The sequence below is a fragment of the Nakamurella sp. PAMC28650 genome, assembly GCF_014303395.1.
Lineage (GTDB): Bacteria > Actinomycetota > Actinomycetes > Mycobacteriales > Nakamurellaceae > Nakamurella.
The window spans coordinates 1,791,145-1,812,842 of the sequence record NZ_CP060298.1 but is presented as its reverse complement, the minus strand read 5'-3'; the positions used below and the strand labels follow the sequence as shown (position 1 = coordinate 1,812,842).

At 66.8% G+C, this 21,698-nt stretch carries 18 protein-coding genes and 1 pseudogene; 12 read left to right on the top strand and 7 right to left on the bottom strand.

Going from position 1 to position 21,698, the window contains the following annotated elements:
* Positions 1 to 74: 74 nt before the first annotated feature.
* Entirely contained in the window at positions 75 to 206 is a 132-nt protein-coding gene (locus tag H7F38_RS25930; RefSeq protein ID WP_255498288.1) for a hypothetical protein, read from the bottom strand.
* A gap of 160 nt (positions 207 to 366) precedes the next feature.
* On the opposite strand from H7F38_RS25930, the gene H7F38_RS08200 reads away from it, so the two are divergent.
* Complete coding sequence (locus H7F38_RS08200) at positions 367 to 690, top strand: hypothetical protein (protein WP_187093654.1); 324 nt, start codon at positions 367 to 369, stop codon at positions 688 to 690.
* 181 nt (positions 691 to 871) lie between these two features.
* Here the strand turns inward: H7F38_RS08200 and H7F38_RS08195 are convergent, their stop codons facing one another.
* Positions 872 to 1,924: a nuclease-related domain-containing protein gene (locus H7F38_RS08195; RefSeq protein ID WP_187093653.1), complete on the bottom strand. Its 1,053-nt coding sequence runs from the start codon at positions 1,922 to 1,924 to the stop codon at positions 872 to 874.
* Positions 1,925 to 2,220: 296 nt separating this feature from the next.
* On the opposite strand from H7F38_RS08195, the gene H7F38_RS08190 reads away from it, so the two are divergent.
* A complete protein-coding gene (locus H7F38_RS08190; protein ID WP_187093652.1) occupies positions 2,221 to 2,742 on the top strand; it encodes a hypothetical protein in 522 nt (173 codons plus the stop codon).
* A 149-nt stretch (positions 2,743 to 2,891) separates the two neighbouring features.
* Here the strand turns inward: H7F38_RS08190 and H7F38_RS08185 are convergent, their stop codons facing one another.
* Both H7F38_RS08185 and H7F38_RS08180 read right to left on the bottom strand, forming a co-directional pair.
* A complete protein-coding gene (locus tag H7F38_RS08185; protein ID WP_187093651.1) occupies positions 2,892 to 3,779 on the bottom strand; it encodes an aldo/keto reductase in 888 nt (295 codons plus the stop codon).
* A gap of 87 nt (positions 3,780 to 3,866) precedes the next feature.
* Complete coding sequence (locus H7F38_RS08180) at positions 3,867 to 4,871, bottom strand: LacI family DNA-binding transcriptional regulator (protein WP_255498401.1); 1,005 nt, start codon at positions 4,869 to 4,871, stop codon at positions 3,867 to 3,869.
* Positions 4,872 to 5,282: 411 nt separating this feature from the next.
* Here H7F38_RS08180 and H7F38_RS26565 point away from each other — a divergent pair.
* A pseudogene (locus tag H7F38_RS26565) lies at positions 5,283 to 6,321 on the top strand (alcohol dehydrogenase catalytic domain-containing protein).
* Positions 6,322 to 6,445: 124 nt separating this feature from the next.
* Here H7F38_RS26565 and H7F38_RS08170 read toward each other — a convergent pair.
* From H7F38_RS08170 to H7F38_RS08160, 3 genes are all read right to left on the bottom strand, one after another.
* The gene (locus H7F38_RS08170) at positions 6,446 to 7,912 is read right to left on the bottom strand and encodes an Ig-like domain-containing protein (RefSeq protein ID WP_187093649.1); all 1,467 of its coding nucleotides are present in this window, start codon (positions 7,910 to 7,912) and stop codon (positions 6,446 to 6,448) included.
* Positions 7,913 to 8,073: 161 nt separating this feature from the next.
* Entirely contained in the window at positions 8,074 to 9,033 is a 960-nt protein-coding gene (locus tag H7F38_RS08165) for a proline iminopeptidase-family hydrolase (RefSeq protein ID WP_255498285.1), read from the bottom strand.
* A complete protein-coding gene (locus H7F38_RS08160; protein WP_187093648.1) occupies positions 9,030 to 10,079 on the bottom strand; it encodes an acetamidase/formamidase family protein in 1,050 nt (349 codons plus the stop codon). The genes H7F38_RS08165 and H7F38_RS08160 overlap by 4 nt, the downstream gene beginning before the upstream one ends.
* A 165-nt stretch (positions 10,080 to 10,244) precedes the next feature.
* On the opposite strand from H7F38_RS08160, the gene H7F38_RS08155 reads away from it, so the two are divergent.
* The 9 genes from H7F38_RS08155 to H7F38_RS08115 all read left to right on the top strand — a co-directional run bounded on the left by H7F38_RS08155 (position 10,245) and on the right by H7F38_RS08115 (position 21,695).
* Positions 10,245 to 10,907 (top strand): GntR family transcriptional regulator, encoded by a 663-nt coding sequence (locus H7F38_RS08155; RefSeq protein ID WP_187093647.1) that lies wholly within the window; start codon positions 10,245 to 10,247, stop codon positions 10,905 to 10,907.
* Positions 10,908 to 11,131: 224 nt separating this feature from the next.
* Positions 11,132 to 12,940, top strand: coding sequence for a gamma-glutamyltransferase family protein (locus H7F38_RS08150; RefSeq protein ID WP_187094555.1), 1,809 nt, complete (start codon positions 11,132 to 11,134; stop codon positions 12,938 to 12,940).
* On the top strand, positions 12,937 to 13,692 hold the full coding sequence (locus H7F38_RS08145; protein WP_187093646.1) for a sulfite exporter TauE/SafE family protein: 756 nt from the start codon (positions 12,937 to 12,939) through the stop codon (positions 13,690 to 13,692). The genes H7F38_RS08150 and H7F38_RS08145 overlap by 4 nt, the downstream gene beginning before the upstream one ends.
* Positions 13,693 to 13,902: 210 nt before the next feature.
* Complete coding sequence (locus H7F38_RS08140; RefSeq protein ID WP_187093645.1) at positions 13,903 to 15,684, top strand: ABC transporter substrate-binding protein; 1,782 nt, start codon at positions 13,903 to 13,905, stop codon at positions 15,682 to 15,684.
* A 3-nt stretch (positions 15,685 to 15,687) separates the two neighbouring features.
* Positions 15,688 to 16,620 carry an ABC transporter permease gene (locus H7F38_RS08135; protein ID WP_187093644.1) on the top strand — a complete coding sequence of 311 codons (933 nt, stop codon included), beginning with the start codon at positions 15,688 to 15,690 and terminating at the stop codon, positions 16,618 to 16,620.
* A gap of 86 nt (positions 16,621 to 16,706) precedes the next feature.
* Positions 16,707 to 17,669, top strand: a complete 963-nt coding sequence (locus H7F38_RS08130; RefSeq protein ID WP_187093643.1) for an ABC transporter permease — start codon at positions 16,707 to 16,709, stop codon at positions 17,667 to 17,669.
* Positions 17,666 to 19,747, top strand: coding sequence for an ABC transporter ATP-binding protein (locus H7F38_RS25915; RefSeq protein WP_187093642.1), 2,082 nt, complete (start codon positions 17,666 to 17,668; stop codon positions 19,745 to 19,747). The genes H7F38_RS08130 and H7F38_RS25915 overlap by 4 nt, the downstream gene beginning before the upstream one ends.
* 14 nt (positions 19,748 to 19,761) lie before the next feature.
* On the top strand, positions 19,762 to 20,685 hold the full coding sequence (locus H7F38_RS08120; RefSeq protein WP_187093641.1) for an acetamidase/formamidase family protein: 924 nt from the start codon (positions 19,762 to 19,764) through the stop codon (positions 20,683 to 20,685).
* Positions 20,682 to 21,695, top strand: a complete 1,014-nt coding sequence (locus H7F38_RS08115; protein ID WP_187093640.1) for an alpha/beta fold hydrolase — start codon at positions 20,682 to 20,684, stop codon at positions 21,693 to 21,695. Before H7F38_RS08120 ends, H7F38_RS08115 begins: the two co-directional genes overlap by 4 nt.
* Positions 21,696 to 21,698 lie beyond the last annotated feature (3 nt).

Below are 21,698 nucleotides of genomic sequence, written 5' to 3'. Positions count from 1 at the left end.
TGACCGGGGCTCGGCTGGTCGCCTTGGCAACTGCGCCGGGCCTCGAGGTCAGTTTCCCGCCCAGGTCGCCACAGTCAAGGGTGTACCTCCCACGCCTCGGCCGGTATCCCGATCAGCGGTGCACCACCGGCGTCGCGGATGACGAATGGGGCGACCCCGGCCAGCACCGCTTCCCTGGACAGGGCACTGTCGAACGGCTCGAGCACGAGCACTCACCCCACGACCTCCTCGAGCACTTCGTTCACGGGCCTGACCGGTGCGCAGTGCGTCGCGGGAGTCAGCCGAGCCATCACGGCAGCTGCGAAGCTGCTGCCGGCGGGGACGAAGCGCACGGCCCAGCCGACCAGCGCGTGCCGCGGTAATCGGTTGCTGGAGGTCACCTACCCGGGTTCGGGCAAATTGCTCTGGACGGTGCGGATCACGATCACCGCATCAACGGTGGCCGGCTGCCAGTCCGCTGCCGCAGGCGCGAGCGCACACTGCATTCCCATATCCGGGTCTCCGGGCATGATCGGCGCCGATGTCGTGTGCGGGGTATCGCAGTGCGAGGCGGCGTGGCTTTTCGCCGGTGGCTATCTGGTGGACGCGTTCGGCTACCTGACGGGTCCCGGCGGAGTTCCGATGACGTCGCACGCCCTGCCGGGCGTCTTGCCAATCGGCGTCGCGTCGCTTACCGCGCTCACCAGCTGACGTGGTCCACGTGGGCTGATACGACAGGAGGGCCGCTCCCCGTCGGTCGCGGACTGACACTCTCGGGACAACGAACTGGCGTCGAAACGCTGTCAGGGCCAGGACTGCTCAGCGCGCCGAACGTGGGCGAACGACTTTGTTCGACAGGCATTGTTTTGGTGGAAATGCGCGTTCGTGGTGCTCAGCCTGTCAGTGTCACGGCGAGTGCGAATGCGGCGGTGAATCCGGTGCCGGCGAGCCAGCCGAGTGCGATCATACGGGTGGGTTTCCAGCGCCGTGCCAGCAGTCCGATGGCTGCGAAGGCCGCAACCAGCGTGACGCGGGCCAATGCGGGCGTGATGGCTTGAAACGAGTACAAGCAGGTAAGTACGGCGAGGGTCGCGGCGAGGAAGGTGCTGATTGCCAGCATGAAGATGCTGGCGATGGAAGGCGGCGTGGGCGCGCGCTGTTCGCGCTGATCCAAGTTGTGGGCGTTGGTCTTCACAGCATCCCAGATCGCTGTGACCTGATCATCGGACAGCTCGGGCGTCCCCCTACGCTGGGTAAGAGCTTCACGCCATCGGCGCGCTGCGGTGAGTCCGTAAATGACATCGACACCGTTGATCGTCTCGACGTCATCGGGCTTGGAGACATCAGAGCGGGTACCGCCCCAGAGGAACAGCGCCGGTCGGACAACCTCGGGTGAGCCGTGCCGTAGCTCGGGTCGCCAGAGGCGGATGTCGCGGGCGTTGCGTTGCACCTGCAGGAGAGCCTTGTTGACGCGGTCGCTTTCGAGGCTCCATATGTCGGCGCTCCATTTCGTCTCGATGACGAGTACGCCGTGCCGGCCGACGAGCAGGTGGTCGATATCGCCGAACCGCAGCAAGAGATGATTGGCAATCCGCCAGCCGTGCCGGCGTAGAGGACGAAGTTCGCTGGCCGTCCAGACCTCGGCTTGGGCGCCCATCCCGAGCGGCGCACTGCCGGTCAGCTGCATGACCACGACAGCGAGCCCACCGAATACCAGCACCGTGGCTGCACCGACAACCAGGCCCCGGGCGAAGGATCCATGCACGACGAGCAGAACCGCGGCGGTGCAGCCCGCACCGAGCGCGACCCCGCTCAGCAGCCAGGCCCAGGACCGTTTGACGAAGGACCACTGCATCTTGCGGATCTCGCCGCGTATGCGTCGACCCGCACGAACGTCGCCCGCGAGTCGAAGCTCGCGCCAATCTCGCCGCTGCGTTTCGAACATCCCCTGAGCATGAACGTGAACATCGGAATTCCTCGACGAACTCGCCGACCGATCGTCTGCCTGCCTTCCGACCATCCGATAGATGATCCACCTTTGGGCGCCTCGACTGCCCCAGGCGACGGACGCGCCGAGACGGCACCTGCCCTGCTTTCCCAGCCGTGACTGCACTGTGACAGGCTCTTGGTTCACGTCGATCGAGAGGAGGTGCCACACCCGTGTCGATACCCGTTTGTGCGCCTTCTCGTGCTGACTGAGAAGTTCAGCCGGGAACGCCTTCCTCACAGAGGTGACCAAAGATGTGCATTCAGAACAACCCCAGACCGTGCGCAGGCTCCGCCGTCACGAGCAGCGAGCGCTCAGTCCAGCCGCGGCTACGCCCCGGCATCGTGCTCCGGGTCCAAGACGAGGAGTGCGAGATTTTGATCGACGGCCATCGGCGATGGGTTGGCTACGCCGCACAATTCCCACGGCCTCGCACGGAGCGGGTCTCGCCGAGCCATCTGGTAGCGGTCGCACGCACATCCGGCGGAACCGAGGTGATCGTGTGGAGGTGGTATGACGCGGTCGTCCTAGAGGAGCGGGTCGAAGACTCCACGCTCTGGGAGCCGGTGCACGGCGAGGTGAAGGTAACGCGCAGACCATCCAGTCAGCTTAACTCGCCTGGCACCCGCGCCTACCTGTCGGCCGGGTTGCCCGGGGCCGAGTGGTGGGTCGCCGGGCCGGTGGTCACCGACGCTCCAGACGCTGATGTCGAACTCGACGAGGTCGAGCGCCTCTATACCGAGAACAACCTCTGGGACGGTTTGACGTCCGGTTAGATGTCTGCCGGCGCCCGCAAAACATTCGGCTTCCACTACAGGCCCTACGACCATAGCTACTGGTAGATGTCGGACCGTCAAGTCCGCCATCGACCCTCGCAAATCCGCGGAGGGTTTGAACGTAGTGGGTCTTTGGCTGCGCCGTGGGCTCAGCTGTCCTTGTCGAGCCGGTTGAGCTGCTCCTGGGTCAGCTGGATCTCGGCGGCGGCGGCGGAGTCGCTGATCGAGGATGCCCGCTTGGCGCCAGGGATCGGGATGACGACGGGTGACTGCGCCAGCTCCCACGCGAGCGCAACCTGCTGGGCGCTCACCGACAGTTCCTGTGCGACCTCGGCGAAAGTGGGGTGCTTGGCCGCAAGCTCCTTCGCATCGCCCAGTCCGCCCAGCGGACTCCAGGGCAGGAAGGCGAGGCCGAGCTCGTCGCAGACGTCGATCTCGGGCCGGCTGCTGCGGAACGCTGGGGAGAACTGGTTCTGGACGCTCACCAGGGCATCGCCCAGAACGCCGTGAGCCAGACGGATCTGCGCGGGATCGACATTGGACAGGCCGATCATCCGGACCTTGCCCGACGCGTAGATCTCCTTCAGGGTCTCGACGATCTCGTCGAAACCGACCGCCGGGTCGGGACGGTGGTGCTGCCACAGGGTGATCTGGTCGACACCCAATCGGCGCAGGCTGTCATCGACGGCCGCGATCAGGTGATCATGCGACCCATCGACTCCCCAGCCGCCGTCCGCGGTGCGGGTGTGGCCGCCCTTGGTCGCCAGCACCACCTGGTCCCGGACCCCCAGTTCATCCAGCAGCCCGGCGATCAGGGTCTCGTTCGCGCCCTGCGTGTCGGCGCCCAGTTCCTCACCGGGCCCGTAGGCATCCGCGGTGTCGAACAGCGTGACGCCGGCCTCGAGGGCAGCTCTGACGGTCCCGGCGAGCTGCTCACGGGGCTGCGTCCCGGTCTGGTCGAAGGTCATCAACCCGAGGCCGATCGCGCCGACCTCGATGCGCCCGACGGTGCCATTTCCAATCTCACGTGTCTGCATTCCACCACGGTACATGGATGTGTACATCGATGTACAACGACCGCACGGAGGTGCCGGACAGACCGGCCCCAGGGCGCGGACCGGTCATCAGAGCCGGGTGCTCTCCCGCACGATGAGCTCGAAACCCGGTGTCGCCCGTCGTGAGTCGTGGTTCTGGTCAGCGTCGTGGCCGTCCAGTCGATCCTGGAGGAACCGCAGAGCGGCCTCGACGATGCCCGGCTTGTCCGGCCTCACCGTGGTCAGCGTCGGACTGGTGAACCGACCCTCCTCGACGTCGTCGAAGCCCGCGATGGCGACGTCGTGTGGAATCCGCAGACCTTGCCGACGAGCCTCGTGCACCGCACCCAGTGCCAACAGATCGCTGAAGCAGAACACCACCCTCGGGCGACGCGGACGGTCGAGCAGGTCCTTCATCGCACGCGCACCTTCGACTCGGGAGAAGGCCTCCACTTCGAGGTGCGGGATATCCCTGACCTCGATGCCCGCGCCGGTCAGTGCGGCATCGAAGCCGGCAGCCCGCAGTCGGGACGCATCATCCGTCAGTTTCCGTTGAAGACCGATCACTGCGATCTGCCGGTCGATCGAGAGGAGGTATTCGGTCATCTGCCGGGAAGCTTCCTCGTAGTCGATCGCCACCGAATCCCCGGAATGATCCGGCACGTGCTCGCCCAGCAGGATCATCGGCGTTCGTTGGGGCCGAAGGTCGGCGATATCGGCGGGAGAGAGCGCCGACGGGCTGTAGATCAGGCCGTCGATCAGCCGGCCGCTGAGACCCTCGACCACATGTCGCTCCCGATCCGGGTCGGCATCGGTCTGGTCCACCAGAATCGCCCATCCGAGACCGGCCGCCTGCCGGACGAGTTCGGAGGTCAGTTCGGCGAAGTAGGGCGAATCCAGGGAAGGTACCGCCAGCGCGATGATCCCCGACCGCCCGCTCCGGAGCGTGCGGGCGGAAAGGTTCATCCGATACCCGAGGCTGTCCAATGCGTCCTGTACGCGCTTGCGCGTCTGCGGTGTGACGTGAGGCCAATCCCGGACCACGTTCGACACGGTCTTGACCGACACCCCCGCCAGATCCGCGACGTCGCGCATGCTCACTTCGCCCACAGCACCCCTTACCGTCGATCTCCCAGTATGCCTGGACAGCCCCGGAAGCCCTCGACAACCCTGGACGCATCTGGTCGACCCCGACGGCCGGGCGCCGGCGGGGAACGCGCCGGCGGGGAACCCTGCGGACGTGGTCGGCTCGCTAGCAGCGACCGATCTCGAGCCGCCCGGGCGATACCGGACAGATCCGTCGGGATTCAGATCCTCCTGCAAGCAGACGTCGGGAGCTGCAGGGGCACTTTTCCCATAGCCCACTATTTGTCACGATGACGGATGCAAACTGATTTCCACTCCGAGGAGAATTCGAATTCGTCCCGGATCGACACGGTCGTGACTTCCGGGATCGACTATTCTTGATGGGCTCCAGCGATTCCAACTCAGCCAATGGAGGCTCCGATGAAGGCGCTCGTCTATCACGGTCCGGGAGAGAAAGCCTGGGAGGAGGTCGCAGACCCGGTCATCGCGCAACCGACCGATGCCATCGTCCGGGTGGACACCACCACGATCTGCGGCACCGACCTGCACATCCTCGCCGGCGATGTCGCGGCCGTCACTCAGGGTCGAATTCTCGGACACGAAGCGGTCGGGACCATCGTCGAGATCGGTTCCGCCATCGCCGGTTTTGCCGTCGGTGACCGGGTGCTGGTACCGGCCGTCACGAAATGTGGACGATGTGAGTACTGCCAGCGCAGCATGCCGTCACACTGCCAGAGCGTCGGAGGCATCGGCTGGATCTTCGGCCACCTGATCGACGGCACGCAGGCGGAGCTGGTCCGTGTCCCCTACGCCGACACCTCGTTGTACTCGATCCCCAGCAGCGTTTCGAACGAGCAGGCCATCTTCCTCGCCGACTCCCTTCCGACCGGATACGAGGTCGGCGTCCTCGCCGGCGGTGTGAAGCCCGGCGACACGGTGGCCGTCGTCGGTGCCGGCGCCGTCGGGCTGTCCGCGATCCTGACCACCGGGCTCTTCGGTGCCTCCAGGGTCATCGCGATCGACTCCAACAAGTTCCGGTTGGAGAAGGCGTTCGAGATGGGTGCCACCGATACCGTGGAAGTCGGACCGAACGTCGTCGCCGAAGTCCTCGCGATGACCGATGGTCTCGGGGTGGACGTGGCCATCGAGGCGGTCGGATATCCCGAGACCCTCCTGACGGCGATATCCCTCGTCCGGAGGCACGAGCGCCAACGTCGGCGTGCACGGTGCACCCGTCTCGCTGCCGATGCAGGACATGTGGATCCAGAACATCAAGCTCACGATGGGTCTGGTCGACACCGTCTCCATTCCGACTTTGCTCAAGATGGTGGCCAGCGGGCGAATCCCCTCGGAGAAGATGGGAACCCACACGTTCACCTTCGACCAGATCGACGAGGCCTACGAGGTCTTCCGCAATGCCTCGGCCAATTCGGCACTGAAGGTCATCATCAATCCCTGACAGCAGGTCGGCCACTCCCCCCAGATCGCGCGACGACCTGTCAGCCGCATGCAAGTGCCCCGGACCCGTTGGGCCCGGGGCACTGTGCTGCACCACTTGGTTCAACAGACGCCCCGACCGGACCTCACCGGGTGACGGTCAGGGCAGTGCTCGCCGATGCCGCCGCGACGACCGTGCTCCCGGAGTAGTCGACCGTCAGGTGGTAGCGGCCCGCCGCCAGCTTCGGAAGCGACACCGACACCCGACCACCCGACAACCGGGCCGTGCCAGAGGCCACGGTCCGGGCGCCGATCAGCACCCTCACGGTGACGACACCGGCCGCGATGATCGACGACGGGGTCGTCAGGACCCACACGCCGACGGTGGCTCTCGCCGACGCCCGGACCGATGCGGCCGCCGCCTGGACCCGCGCGGATGTCTTCACCACGACCAGCTTCGCCGTCCCCGCCGACGGTCCGACCGACGCGTCGCCGGCGTAGGACGCCCTGAGCCAGTGGGTGCCGACGGCCGACCTGCTCTGCAGGGTGATGGTCACCGCGCCGTGCGACAGCCGACCCTGGCCGAGCACCGCTCGCCCGTCGGTGATGGTGACGACGCCGGTCGCCGCCAGGCCGGAGACGCTCACGCGAACAGTCGCTCTCGCCGCGGATCCGTAGGCGACGGTGGTCGGCGACAGGGTGACCGAGGTGATCGAGGAGGCCTTGAGCACCGTCAGCGCAACGGTGTCGGAGGACGCCGAGTAGATCGCGCTACCGGAATAGCCGACCAGCAACCGGTAGGTGCCCGGCAGGAACGCACCGGCCCGGACGGTCAGTACCGCCCGGCCGCCGGACAGGACGACCTGTCCGACCTGCACCCCGTGCGAGGTGACCCGCACCGTTCCGGTCGGGACCGCACCCGAGCCGGCGACCCTGGTGCTCAACGTGACGGATCCGCCCGCCACCACCGAAGTGCCGGACAGCACTGCGACAGTATTCGACGCCAGCAGCGTGACGCCGGCCTTCGGCACCGAGACCTGGTGCACTGCCTCGATGTTTCCGGCCTGGTCGACCGCACGGTAGTGGACCAGGACGGCAGCCGGCCCGACCGTGACCGAAGTGCTTGTGGGCAGCCAGGAGCCGGTTGCAAGCTGGTACTCGACCCTGGACACCCCGGACGTGTCGTCCGCGGCGGTGAAACTCACCGTGCGGGCCACCTCGTCGACAATGGCGTTCGACACCGGGGCGGTCATGTCGACCTTCGCGGACCAGCTCGACGCCGCCGAGACGTTCCCGACGGCATCGCCGGCGGTCACCGAGACGGTGTGCCGGCCGTCCGTGATGAAGCTGATCGGCGCCGAGATCTGTGCGGCTGCAGCACCATCGACCACTGCCGAGACCACCGGGGAGGGATCGACGTCGTCGACGGCGGTGGCCGTCAACGTCACCGGACCCCGGTACCAGCCGTTGGTCCCGTCGGGAGCGACCGGATCAGACGAAAGGGCGACCGTCGGTGCGGTGGTGTCGGCGCCGGGCGCCGGGAGGGTCCAGACGTCCGCGAAGACTACTTTCGATCGGGCCCGCAATGGGTTCGGCCCGAGCTTCTTCCGCACCTTCCACTACTCATCGGCACACGAATGCCGGACGCCGGGCACTCAGCGTGAACATTTACGAACGTAGTTCTGCGAAGGCCTCGTGCTTGCGAATGCAAGCCCGGCACCTCGCTTCTCGCCCGGATCCTGATGAACCCGTCGGATGCGGCGACCGCGGCGATTCAGCGACCTGGGTCGTGCTGGGCCAACCAGTGGTTCAGGACCTCCACGTAGGCGTCCCGTTCCTCCACGTGAGGCATGTGTGCGGAGTGCTCGAACAGATGCCAGCTGGAGCCGGGGATTCCGTCCAGCAGGGTCTGTTGCACGGCCGGCCCTGCCTCGTCGTGGGCACCGGACACCAGCAGGGTCGGGAGCGCGATCTCCGACAGTCGGTCCCGCACGCTCCAGTCCTTGATGGACCCGATGACGTGGAACTCGCTGGGGCCGTTCATCGTGTGGTAGACGGTCGGGTCACGGTCGATCCACGCGAAGGACTCGACCACCTCGGGCGGCCATGGGTCGAGTCGGCAGACATGCCGCCGGTAGAACACATCACAGGCGGCCAGATACTCGGGATCACCGGTCGTTCCTGCTTTTTCGTGATCGACGAGTGTTTGCTGGACGTCGGCGGGCAACAACTCGCGCAGCCGGTTGCACTCGGCCAGGAACTCCGGGAACGAGGCGGCGGTGTCGGCGAGCACCAGGGAGGACAGACCGACCGGCGAGGTGAGTGCGTACTCCTGCGCCAGGAAACCACCCCAGGACTGGCCGAGAAGGTGGTGACCATTCTCCAATCCGAGAGCCTTCACCAGATTCTGCAATTCCTGGACGAACAGATCAACGGTCCAGAAATCAGCGCCCTGCTCCGGTAGGTGCGTACTCCTGCCGTTGCCCAGTTGGTCGTAGAAGATGACGGCGCGGCCGTTCACGGCCAGTTCCGCGATGGACAACAGATAGTCATGGGTCGCGCCAGGACCGCCATGGGCCACGATCAGCGGAGCCGGGCCGCGCGCACCCCGGTCGAGAGGCCCGCCCACGATTCGATACCAGGTCGACACCATTTCCGGACGGCCCTCGATCGTGACCTGTAAAGGCACGAGACCCTCGTCGGACGGGGACGAACCGAGAGTTGTGATGCTCATTCTGTCTCCTTTCCGGCAGCGGCCGCGAGGTCGGCCAGATACGCGGCGCCGATGGCCTTCAGCCGCTCGTGGGTTTCCGTGGTCGCCGATCGTCCCGGCACCCACGATTTGCGCACCTTGGCGACCGAGGTGTAGTTGGTGTCGCAGACATTCGCGATCGGAGACTCGACGACCTGCGAGAGCAGTTGGTAGGCATCGAGTTCGGAGAGCCCGCAGTCCTGCGCGACCCAGCGCAGCAGATCGAGCTGGGCGATGCGGAAGGCGTCCTCCAGCGGGCGCGCGGACCCGAGCGACATCAGATGGGTATCGGACTCGATCCGTGGCCAGGGCGCCGACCGGCCCTTGATCAGATCGATCACGATGACGGTGTTCATCGCGGTTTCCACTGCGACGCCGCAGGTCTCACCCTCGCCCTGTCTGGCGTGGCCGTCCCCGAGGCTGAACAGGGCCCCTTCGACCGACACGCCGAGAAAGCAGGTGACGCCGGCACGCATTTCGGGCGAGTCCAGGTTGCCCCCGTGCGCGTCCGGCACGAGGGCGGACCTGACCTCGAGGTTGGCCGGAGCCACCCCGACCGTCCCGTGCATCGGATCGATCGGCAACTCGACCCGATGCGCCGAGTCGTGGGCGGTGAAGGTGCAGGTCCGGGTGTCCAGGTCCAACGCCCAGATCCACACCCGCTCCGGTAGCGGAGGTTGCAGCGTGGCGGTGTGGACCGTCGAGGTGAGGGCTCCGAAGAGGGGGACGGTCGTCGATGCTCCCCAGTCACGTGCCGGTTCGATCGAGACGAAATGGATCGCGAGGGTATCTCCGGGCTCGGCCCCCTCGACGTGGAAGGGACCGGTCTGCGGGTTGAGGAAAGGAAAGTTGCAGACCAGCGAAACCAGATCGTCCTTACTGCGTACAACGCCCCCGAAACAGTCCTCGGTGAAGAGTTCGAGCAACGTCCCCGGACGCACGGTCGCCTTCGCAGCAGCGCCACCGAACGTCCAGACGAAGTCCTCCGGGCCCGGGTGGTAGCGGAAGATCTCGGCCGGTCGATTCATGTCGTTACCCTTCCTCATCTTTCGTCGGAGTCCGCCCGGCAAGCATCCCGGGGGCACAGCAGGGTGAATCTCCCATCATGTCTTTCATCGCGCTCGACCGATCGTGCACAGGGTCTCACCTGCGGCCGCGTCAAATCGGTCTGCGACTGCATAGAATCTATAACCATGACTGCGACCAATTCCCTGCCCACCCCGGGTGCCGCGCACCAACCACTGCGCGAGGTCGTGGCGGCGGAGATTCGTCGGATGATTCTCGGTGGTGAGCTGTCCCCGGGGGAGCGGCTCATCGAGGACCGCCTCGCCGAACGCCTGGATGTTTCGCGCAATCCCATCCGGGAGGCGATGCGCGTGCTCAGCAGCGAGGGATTTCTCGACGTCACGGCCAGGCGTGGTGCTTTCGTGGCCAGCATGTCGGCCCAGGAGGCGGAGAACCTGTTCGACGTCAGGCTCGCCCTCGAACCCCTGAGCGCCCGGCTCGCATCCCAGAAGATCCAGCCCGCCGGACTGGCCAGGCTGGAGGACATCCAGGACCGCGCCAAGACCGCCAAGACGAACGGCGATCTGGACGCCCTGGCCGATCTGAATACCGAATTCCACACCTGTGTGTTCGAACTCAGCGAGAACACCTACCTGGCCGGGATCGGCTCGCCGATGGTCAAGCGCAGCCAGTGGCTGTTCCGGCACAGTGCCTCCGGTCGGGCTCCGCAGTCGTGGGCTGAACACCAGGTGCTGATCAAGGCCATCGCTTCCGGCGACGGTGAGCTGTCCGAGGCGGAGGCTCGACGGCACGTACTGGCCGCCCGCGCCTCCTTCCGGCTACTGGTCTGACCGACCGCCACCCCGGGTCGTCGACCGACCGCAATTCTTCTTCGGCACTGTCCCTGGGCGTTCGATGTTGTATACAGTAGCCGAGACACCCAAGGCAAGGTCGCGGATGTCCCGCCACCCATCCGGACGCCCTCGAAACCCATACGCCGTCGAAACCCAGAGAAAGCGGTCATGTGACGTCAGCACCGTTCACCACGCGCCCCGAACTCACCGGTGACTTCGGAATGGTCGCCAGTACCCACTACCTCGCGTCCTCGACCGGGATGAGTGTATTGGAGCGGGGTGGCAATGCGGCGGATGCAGCAGTCGCGGCGGCCTTCGTCCTGCATGCGGTCGAACCCCATCTGAACGGGCCGGCCGGCGAGGCGCCGATCCTGCTGTGGGATCCCACGGAGGAGCGGGTGGAGGTCATCGCCGGCCAGGGCGTCACACCGCAGGCCGCGACCATCGCACACTTCGACTCGCTCGGCCTCACCGAGGTTCCCGGTACCGGCCTGCTCGCGGCCACCGTGCCCGGCGCGATGGCTGCGTGGTTGCTGTTGCTCCAGCGGTGGGGGACCTGGTCCCTGCGGGCGGTGCTCGAGCCGGCCATCGGAATCGCCGAGCAGGGCTGGCCCATGCTGCCGCAGATCGCCGAGACGATCCAGGCCGTGGCGGGAACCTTCCGGCGGGACTGGCCGACCTCCGCCGCCACCTGGTTGCCCGGTGACCAGGTACCCGCGGTCGGCAGCCGCATGACGAGTCCGGTGCTGGCCGCGACGTGGCGACGCATCATCGACGAAGCGGAAATGGCGGGCGCGGATCGCAGCCTGCAGATCGATGCCGCGCGGCGGGCGTTCTACGAGGGTTTCGTCGCAGATGCTATCGCCGCACATTGCACCAGGGAGGTCAGGGACAGCACGGGTGAGCCTCATGCGGGCTTGCTGACCGGGGACGACCTCGCCGGTTGGCAGTGTCCGGTCGAAGATCCGGTCACCTTCGACTACGGCCCCTACACCGTCTGCAAGACCGGTCCCTGGGGCCAGGGACCGGTTTTCCTGCAGCAGCTCTCACTGCTCTCCGGCTTCGACCTCGACGCCGCCGGCTTCCTGTCCGCCGACTACCTGCACACGGTCGTCGAATGCGGCAAGCTCGCCTTCGCCGATCGCGAGGCATGGTACGGCGACCCGAACGTGGTCGACGTCCCCCTCGCCACGCTGCTCTCGGAAGAATATGCGGTCACCCGCCGGGCCCTCATCGGCCCGGCGGCGTCCACCGTTCTCCGGCCGGGTCGACCGGACGGACGCGAGCCAGGGGTGGCCCGGCTGCGCACCGCTGCGAGCGGAACCGCAGGGGCAGCCGGAGCCGGTGCGGCGGGAGCGGGCGAGCCGACGGTGGCCGGGTTCGACGCCGCCGGTCCTGCTGCCCTCCCGGGCGGGACCGGGGTGGACGCCGACGGGACGACACGGGGCGACACCTGCCACCTCGACGTCGTCGACCGCTCCGGAATGATGATCTCCGCAACCCCCAGTGGCGGCTGGCTGCAGAGCTCCCCGACGATCGCGGACCTGGGTTTTCCGTTGGGCTCACGGGCTCAGATGGCCTGGCTGGAACCGGATCTGGCTTCTTCGCTGAGGCCCGGCAGCAGACCGAGAACGACTCTGTCGCCCTCCTTCGCGCTCAGGGACGGCCGACCCTGGCTGGCTTTCGGCACGCCGGGCGGTGACCAACAGGATCAGTGGTCGTTGATGTTCTTCCTGTCGCTGGTGCACGGCCGGCTGGGACTCCAGGCCGCCATCGACGCTCCCAACATGCACAGCAACCACTTTCCCAGCTCGTTCTGGCCGCGGCGCTCCGCCCCGGCCGAGCTGGTCGTCGAGCCCCGGTTCGGATCCGAGGTCATCCAGGACCTTCGAGGCCGCGGTCATCTGGTGGAGGTCGCCCCGGACTGGACTCTCGGCCGCCTGAGCGCCGTCGCCGTCGATCCGACGACGGGCTTCCTGCGAGCGGCCGCGAATCCGCGTGGAAGCTACGGTTATGCGGTTGGGCGGTGAACCTGGGGACCGGGCTCCTGCTGGGTGGGGCCGGCGTCCTGGCCGGGGCGTTCAACGCCGTTGCCGGTGGCGGGTCACTGATCTCGTTCCCGGCGTTGCTCGCCGCCGGATACGGCAGCGTCACGGCCAACGTCACCAACACGGTGGCCCTGTGGCCGGGATATCTCGGCGGTGCGGTCGGCTATCGCAAGGAGTTGGCCGCTGATGTCCGTAGGTTGACCATCCTGGGAGCCGTCAGCGTGGTCGGCTCGGCGATCGGGTCGCTCCTGTTGCTGACCGCGCCGGCGGCGACCTTCACGGCCCTCGTTCCCTGGCTGATCCTCGGCGCCACCGCGATCTTCGCCGTGCAGCCTCTTCTCGCCGCCAAGGTCGCCCAGCGGCGAGAGGCCGGCCACCGTGACCGGGGGGCCTGGGTCTACCTCGGTGTGCTGCTGTCCTCCGTCTACGGGGGTTACTTCGGTGCCGGTCTGGGCATCATGCTGTTGGGAGTCCTCGGCACTCTGCTGCCATTGGGCCTGCAGGCGATCAACGGCCTCAAGAACGCGCTTTCCCTGGCCATCAACACGCTGGCCATGATCGCCTTCGTCATCTTCGGGCCGGTGGCCTGGCTGCCGGTGGTGATCATGGCCGTGGCCAGTCTGTTGGGCGGCTACGTCGGGGCCAGGATCGCTCGGCGGCTTCCGGTTCGTGTGCTGCGCACGGCCGTCATCGTGTTCGGCACCGTCGTGGGCCTCAAACTGCTGTTCTGGTAGTCAATGGTTACCCGGCCCTCGCGACAACCGCCCGACCATTGCGTCATCCGGTGTTCGCCGCGTCATTCGGGGGACGGCGGATGGAATCAAGAAGTAGCCCAGATGCGCCTCGGTGTTGACACGCACGAAACAAACATGGTCTTGAATTCCCGTATACAACATACAGAGCCTTCAAGGGCTCTCTCGTGTGCAGACCCAGGGAGTTCATCCATGACAGAGCACCTCAACCGAGACGTGACCGACGCGACGCCTTCGGCGATGGCGCCGTCGACACCAGGACCGTTGAATCCGGTCCTTCTCTCCTCCAGCGCCGCCCGCCGGTTCTCGCGGCGCAGCATGCTGGGACTGGGCGGCGCCGTCGCCGCCGGGTTCGCCCTCGCCGCGTGCGGCTCGTCCAGCACGTCGGGTGCCACTGCCGCGTCGTCGACGTCCGGGGCCGGCGCTGCCGTCCCTTCCGCGGCACCCGTCGCAGCGGCCGCCGGCGGCAAGCTGGTGATGGGTATCTCGTCCACCCCGGACACGCTGGATCCCGGTGCGACCGGCCTCGCGCTCACCCTGCTCATCACGTTCGCCTTGTTCGACCCCCTGGTCTGGTGGCTGCCGGGCAAGAACGGCGCGGCCAGCGAGTTCCATCCCGGACTTGCCACCAGCTATACGGTCTCGGCCGATGCCACCACGTACACGTTCAAGCTCCGCACCGATGTGACCTTCCACGACGGCACCAAGTTCGACGCCGCAGCGGTCAAGGCGACCTACGACCACGTCGTGGACCCGGCCACCAAGTCGAAGAGTGGACTCGGCGCCCTAGGTCCCTACAAGGAAACCAAGATCATCGACGCCTCGACCGTGCAGATCATCTTCTCGGCACCCAATGCCGGTTTCCTGCACCAGCAGGCGGCCGGGAACTTCGGCATCATCTCCCCCACGGCGCTGGCGAAGTACGGTGTCACCGGATTCGGGAACCACCCCGTGGGGACCGGCCCGTTCACCTTCGGCGAGTACGTCGCGGGCGACCACCTGACGTTGAAGAACAATCCCGACTACAAGTGGGGCCCCACCGTCCTCGGCACCGGCCCGGCCAAGCTCTCGGAACTGACCTTCCGCATCGTGCCGGACGACAGCGGCCGCTACAACGCGTTGCAGGCGGGCCAGCTGCAGATCGCGATGAACCCTCCGGCCAACGACATCTCGGCGGCGTCGAAGTCCGGCAAGTTCACCCAGCTGACGGTTCCGTCGATCGGTACGCCCAGTGGCATGCCGATCAACGTGACCAAGTTCCCGACCGACGACATCAAGGTCCGGCAGGCCATCATGTATGCGGTCGACCAGGAGAAGCTGACCAAGGACGTGCTGTTCGGGGTCGACGTCCCCGCCCACAGCGTGCTGACCCCGATCACCCCCGGGTACAGCAAGCCCTCGAGCGCGCTTTACTCCTACAACCCCGACAAGGCCAACGCCCTGCTCGACTCGGCAGGCTGGGTCAAGGGTTCCGACGGGGTCCGAACCAAGGGCGGCAAGAAGCTCTCGCTGGAGATCCTGCTGTTCACCGGCGGCGGGTTCGAACTCCCCGCGCAATTCGTCGTCTCCGAACTGTCGAAGGTCGGCTTCACGTCCAACACGACCGTCCAGCCGTTGGCCACGGCGCAGGGCTCGTTCAACGCCGGCACCCACAATCTCGGGGCGTTCGGCTACTACGGCGCAGATCCGTATCTGTTGAACATCTGGGCCAATTCCGACGCCATCAAGTCCGGCTTCAACTGGTCGCACTATTCCAACCCCCTGGTGGATGCGAAGATCGCGAAGGCCAACGCCACGGCCGCCGACGCGGCGCGCAACACCCTCTACGAGCAGGTGGGGACCACCTTGATGCAGGCCGCCATGTACCTGCCGCTGTGGGACGTCAACGGTGCCTTCACGATGGCCCCGTCGGTGAAGAACGTGAGCACGACCCTGAACGGATACATCCTCTTCCACGGCACGCAGGTGGACTGAGGGATGGATTTCGTCCTGCGCAGACTGGCTGCGGCGGTACCGGTGTTGTTGGGCATCACCATTCTCTCGTTCCTGTTGATCCATCTGATGCCGGGTGACCCGGCCCAGATCATCCTCTTCGGGTCGAATTCCACTCCCGAGCAGATCGCTCAACTACGTCAACAACTCGGTCTGAACGATTCACTCCCGCGTCAGTACCTGGATTTCCTCGGTCAGCTGCTGCACGGCAATCTCGGTACCTCCTACGCGACCCAGAACTCGGTGGCCCACGAGCTGCTCTCCCGGACGCCGAGCACCCTGATACTGACCTTCTCGGCGCTGGCGGTCGCGGTGATCATCGGGGTACCACTGGGTCTGGTGGCCGGGGTGCGGCCGAACTCGTTGTCGGACAGGCTCTGTCGTGGATTCTCGTTCCTGGGCGTAGCCATCCCGTATTTCTTCCTCGCGCTCGTTCTGGTGCTGTTCTTCAGCGTCAAGCTGCAGTGGGTTCCGGCCATCGACGACGGCTCGATCGCCTCGCTGATCATCCCGGCGGTCTCACTGGGCTGGGGTTACTCGGCGATCCTGACCAGATTGGTACGCGGCAGCATCATCCAGGAGTTGCGTTCGGACTACGTGAAAGCCGCTAGGGCGCACGGTGCCTCGGAGTTCCGGGTGCTGATGCGTCACGCCCTGCGGAACTCGTCCATCCCGGCCATCACCACGATCGGTCTGCAGTTCGGGAACATCCTGACCGGCGCGGCGATCACCGAGGTGATCTTCGGCCGTGCCGGCATCGGCAGCTTCCTGGCCACCTCGATCACCAGCAAGAACATCCCGGTGGTGCAGGGTGCGGTGGTCCTGATCGGCGGGGGCTACGTGGTGATCAACCTGATCATCGACCTGATCGTGGGTGCGGTCGACCCGCGTACCCGCCTGGCGACGGCGGCGGCATGAGTAGGCATCTTGGGCGAGTGCGAGCGGGGCACGAGCAGGGTACGGGCAGATGAGCGGAGCGAATGAGCGATGAGCCAGGATCAAGCATGAGTGCGTCGAACATCGTGGTGTTGACGGCAGAGGCCGGCCTGCTGCCTGCGGCCGGAGGTGGTGAGAGCGATCCGGGACGGCGCACGTCCGCCGCACGACGTCTTCTCTCCCGCGCGGCGGTGACCGTCTCGTTGGTCCTCATCCTCGTCGTGCTGCTCGCGCCGGGCCTGCTCGCGCACCAGGATCCGATCGCCACCGGCGACGACATCCTCACCGGGCCCAGCGGCACGCACTTGTTCGGTACGGACCAATTGGGTCGGGATGTGTTCAGCCGCAACATCTACGGGGTGCGCCCGGTGCTCGTCGCCAGCGTCTGCGGTGTGCTCGTCGCCGCCATCGCCGGCGTCGCCATCGGGGTGATCGGCGGTTCGGGCCCGCGCTGGGTGCGAGCGGTGACCATGCGCATCGTCGACGTCCTGCTCGCGCTACCGGTGTTGTTGATCGCCCTGATCCTGATCTCCACCGTCGGGTCGGGGGTGCCCTCCATCGTGCTGGCGGTCGGCGTCGCCTTCACGCCGGGCTTCGCCCGCGTGGTCGAGTCATCGGTCCGCAGGCTTCGCTCGGTCGAGTTCGTCCAGGCGGCCAGGGTTTTCGGATCCACCTCGTCCCGTACCGCGGTGCGGCACCTGCTGCCCAACCTTGCGACCGAGGTGGTGGTCCTGGTCAGCAGCGGTGTCGGCTGGGCCGTGCTCACCGCCACCACCCTGAGCTTCCTCGGGCTCGGTGTGCGGCTGCCCGCACCCGACTGGGGTAGCGACCTGGCGGCCGGCGCGTCGAACCTCTCGATGGCCTGGTGGCTCTCGACCTTCCCGGGCATCGCCATCACCCTCACCATTCTGGTGACCAATTTCCTGGGCGACTACGTCATGACGGTGCTCGATCCCCGGCACGGCCGCCGGCGGACCTCGTTCCGCACATTCCTGTTGCCACGGCTGCGGGACGAGAGGAAGACGGCATGACCGACCCGACCAAGCCCACCCGTGCGGTGGTGGGGCTGCGTCCGGCGCCGACCGGAGCCCTGCTGGAGATCACCGGACTGCAGACCGAGATCGTCACCAGGGACGGCCGGATCCGTCCGGTCGACGGCGTCTGCCTGACGATCAGACCGGGTGAGACGCTCGGCCTCGTCGGGGAATCGGGTTCGGGCAAGACCATGACGGCCATGTCGATCCTGCGGCTGCTGCCGCCGGGCGGCGGCATCACCGGTGGAAGCGTGAAGTTCGGCGGACGGGAGCTGACCGGCCTTCCCGAACCCGAGATGCGCAGGCTGCGCGGCAGCGACATCGGGATGATCTTCCAGGACCCGATGACCTGTCTCAACCCGACCCGCACCATCGGCAGCCAACTCATCGAGGCGTACCGCATCCACCGGGGAGGCTCACTGCGGGCGGCGCGCACCAGGGCCAGGGAGGTGCTGGGTCTGGTGGGGATGCCGAGACCGGGCGAACGGCTGGGCGACTATCCGCACCAGCTGTCCGGGGGGATGCGGCAACGGGTGATGATCGCACTGGCCCTGGTCTGCGAGCCCGCACTGCTGATCGCTGACGAGCCCACCACCGCGCTCGACGTCTCCATCCAGGCACAGATCCTGACGTTGCTCGATGACCTCAAGGCACGACTGTCCATGGGGATCCTGCTGGTCACCCACGATCTCGGCGTCATCGCCGGCCACGCGGACCGGGTGGCGGTGATGTACGGCGGGCGCGTCGTCGAGCAGGCCTCGGCCCTGGATCTCTTCGCCGATCCCCGGCACCGCTACACCGAGGCACTGTTCGAGTCGATGCCGACGCTCGAACTGGACAGCCGACGATCACTGGCGGCGATACCCGGGACCCCACCACGCCTGAGCGGGCTACCGGCCATGTGCCGGTTCGCTCCGCGCTGCCGGTTCGCCACCGACATCTGCCGGATCGAGGATCCGCAGTTGGTCGATTCCACACCGGATCATTCCTACGCCTGCTTCCACCCACGACAGGAGGCCGAGGCCGGTCAGGTTCCGGACGACACGGACCTCAGGGCCCAGCGGCCGATCACGCCGGATGCCCCCCTGCTGGAGTTGCTCGACGTGCACCGGGACTTCCGTCTCCGCGGAGGGCTCCCGTTCCGCCCACGCCGCGAACTGCACGCGGTCTCCGGTGTCACGCTATCGGTCCGGGAAGGCGAAACCCTCGGCCTGGTCGGTGAATCCGGCTGCGGCAAGACCACCATCGGCCGGATGATGGTCGGTCTGGAGAAGCCCGGCTCCGGTAGCGTGCGGTTCCAGGGCACCGACATCACCCGGCTGGGCGCGGGTGACTTCCGCAAACGGCGGCGCAACCTGCAGATGATGTTCCAGGACTCGTCCGCGGCCCTGGATCCGCGGATGACGGTCGCCGCCCTCGTCGCGGAACCGCTCGCCGCGCAGGGCTCCGGAAACCGCCGCGAGAATCAGGCGCAGGTCGCCGAGTTGCTGGACGCGGTCGGCCTTCCGGCCGATGCCGGCGGCCGTTACGCACACGAGTTCTCCGGCGGGCAGCGTCAACGGATCGCCATCGCCAGGGCGTTGTCGCTGCGGCCGAGGGTGATCGTCGCGGACGAGCCGGTGTCGGCCCTGGACGTGTCGATCCAGGCCCAGATCCTCAACCTGATGCGTTCGCTGCAGGATCGCTACGGGCTCACCTACGTGGTGATCTCGCACGATCTCTCGCTGCTGAAGTATCTGGCCGACCGGATCGGCGTGATGTACCTGGGCAAATTGGTCGAACTCGGTGACAGTGCCCAGGTGTACTCCTCGCCCCGGCATCCGTACACGGCCGGCCTCATCGCCTCGATTCCCGTTCCGGATCCACTGCGCGCGCGGGGTCAAGTCTCTGCGGCCCTGGGAGGCGAGTTGCCGTCGGCGATCGACCCACCCTCTGGCTGTCGATTCCGCACGAGATGCCCTCTCGCCACCGACCTCTGCGCCGAGCAGGAGCCGGTGCTCGCACCCACCGAGGATCGCCACGCGGTGGCGTGCCACCATCCACTGGACACCCAGACCCTGATCGCTGCGCCATAATTCTTGGGAACGCCATGACCGTGCACCATCTGGATCCGGAGACCGGGACCACCATCGACTACTTCTCCCGCGATGCATCGCCGGTCCTGACCGTCGACCCCGGCGACACGGTGATCGTCCGCTCGCTGGACGCCTCCGGTTTCCTCGAGCGCCAGCAGACGCCGGGCGAGCAGCGACCGACCATGTTCGCCGAGCCGCGCGGCCATTGTCTGACCGGACCGATCGCCGTTCGCAGCGCGGAACCCGGTATGGTGCTGGCGCTTCGCATCGATTCCCTCCGGCCGGACCCCTGGGGCTGGACGGTGGCCGCGGCCCGCGACAATCTGCTGAACCGTCGACTGGGCCTGACCGAGTACCCACCGTCGTGGCTGCTCTGGGAGATCGACGCAGACGCGGGTACCGCGACCGACCAGTGGGAGCACGTGGTCCGGACGGATCCGTTCCTCGGGGTGATGGGGGTCGCGCCCGCGGATCCCGGTGAACATTCCACCATTCCGCCCCGCGCGGTCGGCGGCGGCAACATCGACTGCCGGAGCCTGGGCGCGGGTTCCACCCTCTACCTGCCGGTGAATGCCCCGGGGGCGCTGTTGACCCTGGGCGATGGTCACGCAAGACAGGGCGACGGGGAGGTCTGCGGTACGGCGATCGAATGCCCGATGACGACGCAGGCGACCCTCGACCTGGTCACCGCCCCGGCCATCCCGGGAATCCACGCCGAGACTCCCTCCGGTCGCATCACTTTCGGATTCGACACCGACCTCAACGAGGCGATGGCGCAGGCCCTGGACGCCATGCTCGGCTGGATGCAGGTGCTGTACGGGCTGGACAAGGCGGCGGCCATGGCCTTGGCCAGCCCGACTGTCGACCTACGGGTCACTCAGGTGGCCAACGACGTATGGGGCGTCCATGCCCTGCTACCGGTCGGGGCCATCTCATGAACTGGCCCGTCGTCGACGGCACGTTCGCGCTCGGTGACCTGCCGGTCGAGCGAGGCGGCATCATCACCGACGCCCGGATCGTCTGGCAGACCCACGGGACCCTCTCGGCCGACCGGGACAACGTCATCGTCTATCCGACGAGCTATTCCGCACAACACGACGACCTGACCTGGCTGATCGGTCCGGATCAGATCCTCGATCCGGAGCGGTATTTCATCGTCGTCATCGACATGTTCTCCAACGGCCTGTCCTCCGGCGCGGCCGAGACACCGGGATTTCCCCCGGTGGTCACCCCCGGCGACAACGTGTCGGCCCAGCGGCGTCTGCTCCTCGAACACTTCGGAGTGAGCAAAATTGCTGCGGTGTACGGCTTCTCGATGGGGGCCATCCAGGCCTACCACTGGGCGGCCAGGTTCGGGGACGACGTCGAGCGGGCCTTCATCGTCTGCGGCAGCGCCCGGACGTCCCTGCACAACAGAGTTTTCCTCTCCGGGTTGCTCCGCACCCTGGAGGCGGCCCCGGAACATCGCGGCGAAGGCCAGTTCACCGAGGAGCCTGTCCTGGCCCTGCGCGCTTTCGCCCACATCTACGCGGGCTGGGGCCTCAGCCAGGATTTCTATCGCGAGGAACTCTTCCGCACAGCGCTCGACGCACCCGATCTGGACACCTTCCTGCAGACCGACTGGGTGGAATCGTTCGCCGAGAACCGGGCCGCCAACCTGTACGCGCAGGCGATGACCTGGATGGTGGCCGACATCAGTGACGGCGAACCGTATCTCGGTGATCTGCCGGCGGCGCTGGCCGGCATCACCGCGAGAGTCGTGCTACTGCCCACCGAGACGGACCTCTACTTCCGGGTGGCGGACAACGAGGCCGAGCTGCCATTTCTCCGGCACGCCGAATTGAAGGTGATTCCGGGGGTGTGGGGGCACCGGGCCGGCAACCCGAGAGGTATTCCGGACGCTTTCCACTTCCTGAAGACGGCCGTGCGGGAGACGTTGGAGCGCTGACGG

Excerpts from the sequence above, each read along its gene's own strand:
- H7F38_RS08155 (WP_187093647.1), top strand. The coding sequence starts at position 10,245 with ATGACTGCGACCAATTCCCTGCCCACCCCGGGTGCCGCGCACCAACCA.
- H7F38_RS08120 (WP_187093641.1), top strand. The coding sequence starts at position 19,762 with ATGACCGTGCACCATCTGGATCCGGAGACCGGGACCACCATCGACTAC.
- H7F38_RS08190 (WP_187093652.1), top strand. The coding sequence starts at position 2,221 with ATGTGCATTCAGAACAACCCCAGACCGTGCGCAGGCTCCGCCGTCACG.
- H7F38_RS08150 (WP_187094555.1), top strand. The coding sequence starts at position 11,132 with ATGGTCGCCAGTACCCACTACCTCGCGTCCTCGACCGGGATGAGTGTA.
- H7F38_RS08140 (WP_187093645.1), top strand. The coding sequence starts at position 13,903 with ATGACAGAGCACCTCAACCGAGACGTGACCGACGCGACGCCTTCGGCG.
- H7F38_RS08160 (WP_187093648.1), bottom strand. The coding sequence starts at position 10,079 with ATGAATCGACCGGCCGAGATCTTCCGCTACCACCCGGGCCCGGAGGAC.
- H7F38_RS08165 (WP_255498285.1), bottom strand. The coding sequence starts at position 9,033 with ATGAGCATCACAACTCTCGGTTCGTCCCCGTCCGACGAGGGTCTCGTG.
- H7F38_RS08195 (WP_187093653.1), bottom strand. The coding sequence starts at position 1,924 with ATGTTCGAAACGCAGCGGCGAGATTGGCGCGAGCTTCGACTCGCGGGC.
- H7F38_RS08135 (WP_187093644.1), top strand. The coding sequence starts at position 15,688 with ATGGATTTCGTCCTGCGCAGACTGGCTGCGGCGGTACCGGTGTTGTTG.
- H7F38_RS08115 (WP_187093640.1), top strand. The coding sequence starts at position 20,682 with ATGAACTGGCCCGTCGTCGACGGCACGTTCGCGCTCGGTGACCTGCCG.
- H7F38_RS25915 (WP_187093642.1), top strand. The coding sequence starts at position 17,666 with ATGACCGACCCGACCAAGCCCACCCGTGCGGTGGTGGGGCTGCGTCCG.
- H7F38_RS08130 (WP_187093643.1), top strand. The coding sequence starts at position 16,707 with ATGAGTGCGTCGAACATCGTGGTGTTGACGGCAGAGGCCGGCCTGCTG.
- H7F38_RS08180 (WP_255498401.1), bottom strand. The coding sequence starts at position 4,871 with ATGCGCGACGTCGCGGATCTGGCGGGGGTGTCGGTCAAGACCGTGTCG.
- H7F38_RS08185 (WP_187093651.1), bottom strand. The coding sequence starts at position 3,779 with ATGCAGACACGTGAGATTGGAAATGGCACCGTCGGGCGCATCGAGGTC.